Consider the following 7,424-nt stretch of genomic DNA (forward strand, 5'->3'; position numbering starts at 1 on the left):
CCGATCTTTGCGGGGATGACCAAAGGGCAGTCATCAACTGAGATTCACAAACAGGCGTTCATTGCGGTAGCCGTTGCCGGCATCCTGATGTATATCTTCCTCATCTTCAACACCACGATCTTCTCCATCCTCGGCCTGACGCTCTCCACATTCCAGATCGCCGGGGGTATCCTTCTCTTCCTCCTCGGTATGGAGATGGCACTGGGTATCGATCTCTGCAAGTCCAAGGACCATACCCCGACCGCAGCTGGCGTGGTGATCGGAACCCCGATCCTCTGCGGACCAGGTGCCATTACCACGGTGATGCTTCTTTCCAATGATTACGGTTTCCTCATCCCCTTCCTTGCCATCACCCTCTGCCTTGCGGCCACCTGGATCATCCTGTACTTCTCGTCTGCGATCCAGAATATTCTCGGTACCGTGATCACCGATATCATGGGGCGGGTGCTGGGGATGCTTGTCGCCGGCATCGCGGTCAAGATCATCTTCTCCGGGATCATCGGGACACTGGGCCTGCCCATCCATATCTGAAAAGAACAGGCAGACCATCCTTTTTTAGGGAGACCCTGTGGGAGATTCCAATGCCGGAATTCACCAGTTATTGCTCCGGGAGTTACTTCGCGAAAAAAGACACACTACGACCGGGGTTTCATCGCCTGAGCGACCAGACCTCGATCATGTGATCAGGGTGGTACCGCAGTTTTGCCTCGCGGAGGCCGGCCACTCCGAGATCGCTCTCCCGGTTGATGTACTCCACTTCCCGGACAAGGACCGCTGCGGTTTCCTGGTTGATGGCCTTATAGATTCCCTCGCAGTCAGGGAGGCCCTTCTCGAAATGGACCAGCGCCGTATCTGAATTGAGTCTCTCGAAGAGCGAGATGGCGGCCACCTGTCCCTCGACCCGGATCATCAGCCCCCGTAATGAGAGTTCATTGAAGTGCTCGATCGCGTAAAAGACCGCCTCCTTCTCGTGGGCGAGAACCAGATCGTTTTCACACCCCTTCCATTCGCACCATTTCACCAGGAACTCCATGACCTCTGCCCGGTTGTCAGCCGTGATCGGTTCCACGGTGTGAGCGCAGTTCTTCCGGAATTTGTTGATCTGGCTGCGGATCTTGAGGTAATTTTTCCCGGGCAGCTCGGTAAGATCGGCTGCCCGGTACACATATTCGAAGTGATTCCGGTCCGGGACAAGGACAAGGGATGGATCAAGTTCCCGTATCCATTCCGCGGTTGCAGGATCGATGAGGACGATCGGAGTGGCCCCGCCATACACCCCGGCAAAACGGATCAGGTCCTTCATGAGCGCGGGGTCGCGGGGACCGATGGGCGGGCGGAAACTGGTCTCCCCGAAGATTGTGCTCGCCAGGATCACGTTCCCGTTCACGTACGCGTACCGGTACTGCGCGATCTGGTTCCAGCAGACCATGTTCGTGAAGGTATTGTCGCTGTGGCTCTGGGGATACCGCGCGTAATGCTGCTCGAAGAACGCCCGGTCTTCGAGCGTTACCGGCCGGAAGTCCTCCTGCGAGAGCATCAGGGTTCACCCCGGTAGATCAGGGGAATATGGCCCTCCATCCGGGCAAATCCGAGGGGGCGGTAGAATGCTTCTGACCCGGGTTCGGCGATCAGGGCGATCCAGGTGATCCCGGCATCCCGGCACTGTGCGATCAGGCAGGAGACAAGCGCCGTCCCGAGATCGCGTCCCCGGTATTCCGGAAGTACCACGAGATCCTGAATATAGGCATCCGAAATACCGTCAGAAAGAGCCCTGCCCATCCCGACAGCACGACCACACGTGGTATCAACGGCAACGGCGAAAGCAAAACTCCCGTTGATGAGCCGGGGGATCTCCGCCGGGTCATATTCGTCCTTCCACCAGCCGCCGGCGCGGTAGAGTGCAACGATATCTTCCGTGCCCCACGAACGGACGCAGGAGACACGGATACCTTCAGAGGTCATGGGTGGCAACCATCCCTTGTGAGAAAAGAATGCGGGAAAAACGGTTAAGCATTATTGTACCGGCACACCGGTAACCGGTGGGATCAGGCCCCGTTCTTGTTTACTTTTAACTGGGCCACGGCCGTATCCACGATTGCCCCAAGCTCGTTTATCCCCCAGTGTTCCGAATTGAGGATGAGGTGGTAGATGGAGAGGTCGTCGATATCGATATCATAGTACTGCTGGTACCGCACTGCCTCGCAGTGCTCGCGCTCGAGAGTGATCGCCTTTGCCGTCTCCACATCGGCGATCTGGTCGCGGAAGACAATCCGTTCCAGCCGGCAGGCGATGGGTGCAAAGAGCCAGATCCTGATGTCCGCCTTCTCCACCATCCAGCCCGAGAGCCGGCCTTCGACGATGATGTTGTCTTTTTCCTCCGCGATCTCCTTCTGCCGCGCATCGATCATCTTGTCGTACGCCGGGTCCTTCTCGGCAAGCCGGCCGAACTCGGCGAGTTCCATGTGGTGCTCTTTGGCACACTGGCGGAAGACCTCACCGGCCGAGATCATGGTAAAGCCGTGGCGTTCGGAAAGATACCGTGAGAGCGAGGTGGTCCCGCTGCCGGGAAGCCCACTCACGGTGATCCGCATCAGATCCCCCCGATGTTGAGGGCTTTCCGGATCACCTGGCTGATCGTGATAGAACAGATCATGTACCACACCATCCAGACAGGAATGACCCAGATGAGGGGTGCGGTCAGGTTCAGGGTCCCGTAATACGGGAGGGTGATCGAGTTGTTGATCTCGCTCAAGCGGTAGAGGAGCCAGAAGAAGATGGGGACGGTGAGCACGAGGATATAGCCCATGGGTTTGAACTGCTGCTGGGAGAGTTCAAGCTGCTCGCGCATCATACGGTCCTTTTTCACGTCCAGTTTCTTGATACGCTTCTCATCCTGGGAGAGCATGGCCTCCCGGTACTCTTTCTGGAAGTCCTTCATCCGGTCCTGGACTTCCGTCATCCGTTCGTAATCAATGGTGTACTTCTGGATGATGGACGAGTACAGGCCGGTCAGGGCCGAGAGTATCACGATCAGGATGAAAAACGGGATCCCGAACTCGGTAACGAGCGGGGCAAATACCCCGTCGATACCCCGCCCGACATCCGTGCGCAGCCACGGGACCGTGTAGGTCCACATCATGACAAACATGAAGAGCAGCGCAACGTACAGCCCGTACTTTTCCCAGAATTTTCCAAAGTCCATGCAAGCCTCCGGTCCGGACTTATCTCAGGACGTCCGCCATCTCCGTGGCGGCGAGGTCCAGCAGGTGATCGGCATTGGTGATGATCCGGATGGTACAGCCGGTCATCATGGCATAGGCTGCGGCGATAGACCGGTTGAACTGCTGGTGTTCGGCAATCGAGCGCGCACCTTCTCTGTCCCGGCTTCTCGTCTCATCGGTCAATCGCCGCATGAGGATTTGGTCATCATCGGTTTCAACGAGGATAATAACGTCTGGCATAATCTCGCGGAGCACCCATTCGGGGAGCCCGGCGAGGTAGCCCTTGGGAGTCTTGACCGATGCATGCGTGTCAATCATCACGTTGCCTTCGATCCGGGCGATTGCCTGTGCGGCATGCTGCTGGAGCCGTTTCTGATCGGCCCGGTCAAGCGTACGCATCTGGTCGCGGTTCTCCACGAGCCCCTCGTTCTTGGCCACTTCAAACATGAAAGAGCCAAAATTGATGGGCTGGTATTCCACCCCTTCGCTTTTGAGCTTGGCTAACGCCTCGTTGATGACCGTGGTCTTGCCGACCCCGGGCACACCCGTGATAATGACCTTTTTCCCTGCCATTCCTCTTCCCTTCAATCAATCATTCTTTGCCAAAGAACGTCCGCATGAACGGATACATCTCCATGATCTGCTGGCTTGCAATCTCCTCGTACAACCGGTACGTGATACTCACGGTCAGGAGCAAACCTGTACCGCTCACCGCCCCGATGACACCGAAGAGGTTTGCCACCACACTCAGGATACCGATGAACACCCCGCCGATGATGGTGACACGGGGGATGTACCGGTCGAGATATTTCTCCAGCACCTGCGGATTTCTCCGGTAGCCGGGGATCGACATGCCGGACATCTGGATCTGGCGTGCCACGTCCTTTGAATCAAGACCAGCGGTCTTGATCCAGAAGAGTGCGAAGATTGCACCGCCGACCACCATGAACGTAATATCAATGCCCATCCTGAGGAGAACCTCCCAGGGAGCGTGCCCGAGGTCGGTTGCCCACCACATCCAGTCTGTGGGGCCGTTGATGGGCGCAAGGAAGTACATCAGACCGTTCTGGGGAGTCTGCCCGGTGAATTTGCCCAGGATCGTGATGCCGACGTTCGAGAGGAACATCCCTACCATCTGGATATTGGCCTGAAGCACCCGCACCAGAATCATCGGAAGGACACTGGCATAGATCAGTTTGACCGGGAACCGGGCCCGCGCACCCCTTACCTGGGCGTGGGCAAGAGGGATCTCGATGCGGGTCGATTCCACGTAGACGATGATGAGGAAGATGATGATGGTCGTCGCAAAGGCGAGCAGGTTGGTCCCGAAGTACTGGATGAAATTCGCACCGTCAAGCACGACCGCAAACAGGCGCGGGAAGAACCCGATCGGGTAGGGATCGCTGACCGCCGTCCAGTTGATAAACCCGTTGACGAGGGCCTGGGAGATACCGGCAATAATGAAGAGTCCGACACCGGAACCGATACCCCACTTGGTAACCACTTCATCCATGAGAAATATCAGCACACCGCCGATACAGATCTGAACAAAGATTAAGAGTGAGACCGCAAAGAGGTTGCCGCCGAAGAACTGTGCTGCGACGGCGGGATCGGGCTGCATGAAGCCGCCGATGATGTTGGGGGCCGCCTCAATCACGATCATGACGATGATGAGGATCTTCTGGAGCCCCATGTACATGACCTGTCCACGGGCCTCGCTGGTGTCGATATGCAGGATATCGGCACCTTTCAGGAGCTGGAGGACGATGGAGGCCGTGACAATGGGCCCGATACCGAGGTGAACGATTGATCCGTACGCCCCGCCGAGCAGGGCCCGGTAATAATTGAATACATCCTGTCCACCGGAACTCAGGCCGAATACCGGGATATTCGTGAGCGCAAAATACAGAATTAAAATTCCCAGTGTCCACAACAGCTTGTTTTTGAAGTGGACATGCCCCTCCGGGCTCTTGACTGCGGGCATCGCAGCAAGAAGGGGTTCCATTCGATCCAGCAGGTCTCCCATTATTTCACCAAAAAATCAGGTGGATCAGACGACCTGCGCCTTTCCACCAGTCTTCTCGATCTTTGCCTTGGCCTGTTCAGAGAACGCCGCTGCGGAGATGTTGAGTTTCCGGGTGACCTGACCGCTGCCCAGCACCTTCTCGATACCGAGATCGGCGGCGTTGAGGGTTACCGCATCCCCTTCCTGCTTGGCGATTCCCTGGGCAAGAAGCGAGGGGACAATCTGATCGATGATTCCGACATCCATCGTGGAAACGGTGACGGCAGGGTTGTGGAAGAACCCGTTCTTACCAAAGACCGGCCCTCCCATCTCCATGTACCACTTGACAAAGTGGTGGGCGTTGATGCCTGCACGGCCCCTTCCGCCACGGTTGCCTGCACCCCGTCGGTTCTTGTGGGTACCGCCGCCGCATGTCCGCGATCCGCGGTATTTTGAACGTTTGTTGGTTGGCATCTCTTCACCTCATCTTGTAGAGGAGAGTATTGATCTCCTGACCATAATAGCCAAGCGCTCCACCCTGTACGAATGTACGCTTGGTGGTTTTGTAACCTTTGCGGGGCGGGTGAAGCCGGAGGACCGGCTTGAGACCCGGGATGTCGCGGAGTTTTGATTCGCCCTTCGCCAGTGCCTGCGCGAACTCGATGATGCTCGCATAGGTCGAGTTGGATTTGATGTAGTCGTCTGTCAGGGGCCCATCGCCGATAACACGGCCACGGGTGGCAAGCAGGGTCTCGAGAGTTGCTGCGTCCACTTCGCCATAGGCGACATAATCCTTGACCTTGCGGATCATCCCGAGGTTCTCGGGAGTGTCCGGTACGAGCACGCAGTGGTTGATGTGGTGGAGACGGAGCATCTTTAAGGTGTCCTTGATGTCCTTGCGGGTGTTGACCACGCCGCGGACCTGTACGACTGCGTACATTTACTCCGACCCTCCTGTCCGGATCATGTTCGTTTCCTTTAACGCGTTGAACGTTGCCTTGGCGAAGTTGATCGTTGTACGGGTCTGTCCGCGCGCAAACGTCCATGCATCCTTAATCCCGGCGAGCTCCAGCACTTTCTTGCTGATATCACCGGTAACAAGGCCGATACCCTGTGGTGCGGGCTTGAGGGTGACCCGGACGCTGCCTGCGGTCCCTTCCACCTGCATCGGGATCGAGTGCATGACGTCGCACCCGCATTCCCAGCTGCCGCACCCGCGGCGCACCTTGACCAGGTTCATCTTTGCCTTGGTGATCGCCTTCTTGATTGCGTCACCGACCTGAACGTCCTTTCCCTGACCAAAGCCGATGTACCCGTTCCGGTTGCCGACGATCACAACGGCACGGAACTGGACACGGCGGCCCGAGTCGGTCATTCTCTGCATCATGGCGATATCAAGAACCTCGTCTTCAAGGTCCGGGAGGAACATATCCACGATCTCGGGTTCCTTGATCGGCCGGCCGCTCTCGAGGACCTGATCAATGCTCTTGATCTCCCCGGAGGCGACCTGCTTGCCAAGACCGGTGACCGGGCGCCATTCTGCCTTTTCGTATGCCATTTACACCAGCTCCTTCTTTATGGCGGCTGCCACCTGCTCGACATTCTTGACGATATCGCCGGCCTTCTTGTTGTAGGCTGCGATGTGCTCTCCCTTGAGCCTGTCCTCGGAGGGGATGATACTCTCGCCGTGGGGGATCTCAAGGCCTGCATCCACTGCGCCCTTGAGCGCAGCAAAGACCCGCGCTCCCGGGGTAGCCCGGTTGAGTCCGATATCGAGAATGGCGCGGTCCTGCCCTGCCTTCTTTGCCTTTGCGGCAAAGAGCATACCGGTCAGGTATGCTGCAGGTGTGTTTGCAGTTGCCCCGGTGTATCCGTACTTTTCGAGCTCGGCTGAGTTGGCCGATACCAGCGTCTTGTCCCCATCCATCTCGGCGTTGACCAGTTGGACGATAATATGCCGGTTCGTCCTGCGTACGACCATGCGGGGTGCGTCGGCAACAACGAGCTTGGTTCTCTGGTAATAATCGGTTCTGCCTTCTCTCCGCCTGCGGAAAGCGACTAAATACCGTGGTCCTGTCGCCATGTTACTTCAGCCTCCCGGCAATGATCTCCATCTGTGCTTTCATGTGTGCGACACTCCGGAACTGTCCGCCGGCTGCCTTCCGGTAGAGAACCCGGTACAGGTGCCGATCGACGGT

At 57.3% G+C, this 7,424-nt stretch carries 12 protein-coding genes; 1 reads left to right on the forward strand and 11 read right to left on the reverse strand.

Annotated elements, in window-relative coordinates; translation table 11 throughout:
• Window positions 1-531, forward strand: a 531-nt coding sequence (locus VMS83_RS06190; protein WP_325410916.1) for a MarC family protein, incomplete at its 5' end; no start/stop codon positions are given.
• Between the two features lie 118 nt (window positions 532-649).
• Here the strand turns inward: VMS83_RS06190 and VMS83_RS06195 are convergent.
• The 11 genes from VMS83_RS06195 to VMS83_RS06245 form a co-directional block, all read right to left on the reverse strand.
• Entirely contained in the window at window positions 650-1,537 is an 888-nt protein-coding gene (locus VMS83_RS06195; RefSeq protein WP_325410918.1) for a DUF2156 domain-containing protein, read from the reverse strand.
• Window positions 1,537-1,962: a GNAT family N-acetyltransferase gene (locus tag VMS83_RS06200; RefSeq protein WP_325410920.1), complete on the reverse strand. Its 426-nt coding sequence runs from the start codon at window positions 1,960-1,962 to the stop codon at window positions 1,537-1,539. Before VMS83_RS06200 ends, VMS83_RS06195 begins: the two co-directional genes overlap by 1 nt.
• Window positions 1,963-2,045: 83 nt before the next feature.
• Window positions 2,046-2,591 (reverse strand): (d)CMP kinase, encoded by a 546-nt coding sequence (gene cmk / locus VMS83_RS06205; RefSeq protein ID WP_325410922.1) that lies wholly within the window; start codon window positions 2,589-2,591, stop codon window positions 2,046-2,048.
• Window positions 2,591-3,202: a DUF106 domain-containing protein gene (locus VMS83_RS06210; protein ID WP_325410924.1), complete on the reverse strand. Its 612-nt coding sequence runs from the start codon at window positions 3,200-3,202 to the stop codon at window positions 2,591-2,593. The genes cmk and VMS83_RS06210 overlap by 1 nt, the downstream gene beginning before the upstream one ends.
• Window positions 3,203-3,221: 19 nt before the next feature.
• Window positions 3,222-3,794 (reverse strand): adenylate kinase, encoded by a 573-nt coding sequence (locus VMS83_RS06215; protein WP_325410926.1) that lies wholly within the window; start codon window positions 3,792-3,794, stop codon window positions 3,222-3,224.
• Between the two features lie 19 nt (window positions 3,795-3,813).
• The gene (gene secY, locus VMS83_RS06220; RefSeq protein ID WP_325410928.1) at window positions 3,814-5,247 is read right to left on the reverse strand and encodes a preprotein translocase subunit SecY; all 1,434 of its coding nucleotides are present in this window, start codon (window positions 5,245-5,247) and stop codon (window positions 3,814-3,816) included.
• Window positions 5,248-5,271: 24 nt separating this feature from the next.
• Window positions 5,272-5,700, reverse strand: coding sequence for an uL15m family ribosomal protein (locus VMS83_RS06225; protein WP_325410930.1), 429 nt, complete (start codon window positions 5,698-5,700; stop codon window positions 5,272-5,274).
• A gap of 4 nt (window positions 5,701-5,704) precedes the next feature.
• Window positions 5,705-6,166: a 50S ribosomal protein L30 gene (locus VMS83_RS06230; protein ID WP_325410932.1), complete on the reverse strand. Its 462-nt coding sequence runs from the start codon at window positions 6,164-6,166 to the stop codon at window positions 5,705-5,707.
• Window positions 6,167-6,784 carry a 30S ribosomal protein S5 gene (locus VMS83_RS06235; protein WP_325410934.1) on the reverse strand — a complete coding sequence of 206 codons (618 nt, stop codon included), beginning with the start codon at window positions 6,782-6,784 and terminating at the stop codon, window positions 6,167-6,169.
• Window positions 6,785-7,309 (reverse strand): 50S ribosomal protein L18, encoded by a 525-nt coding sequence (locus VMS83_RS06240; protein WP_325410936.1) that lies wholly within the window; start codon window positions 7,307-7,309, stop codon window positions 6,785-6,787. It lies immediately after the preceding gene.
• 1 nt (window position 7,310) lies between these two features.
• Window positions 7,311-7,424 (reverse strand): 50S ribosomal protein L19e (locus VMS83_RS06245; protein ID WP_325410938.1); only part of this gene is annotated, 114 nt, incomplete at its 5' end.

The sequence above is a fragment of the Methanoregula sp. genome (assembly GCF_035543475.1).
Classification (GTDB): domain Archaea; phylum Halobacteriota; class Methanomicrobia; order Methanomicrobiales; family Methanospirillaceae; genus Methanoregula.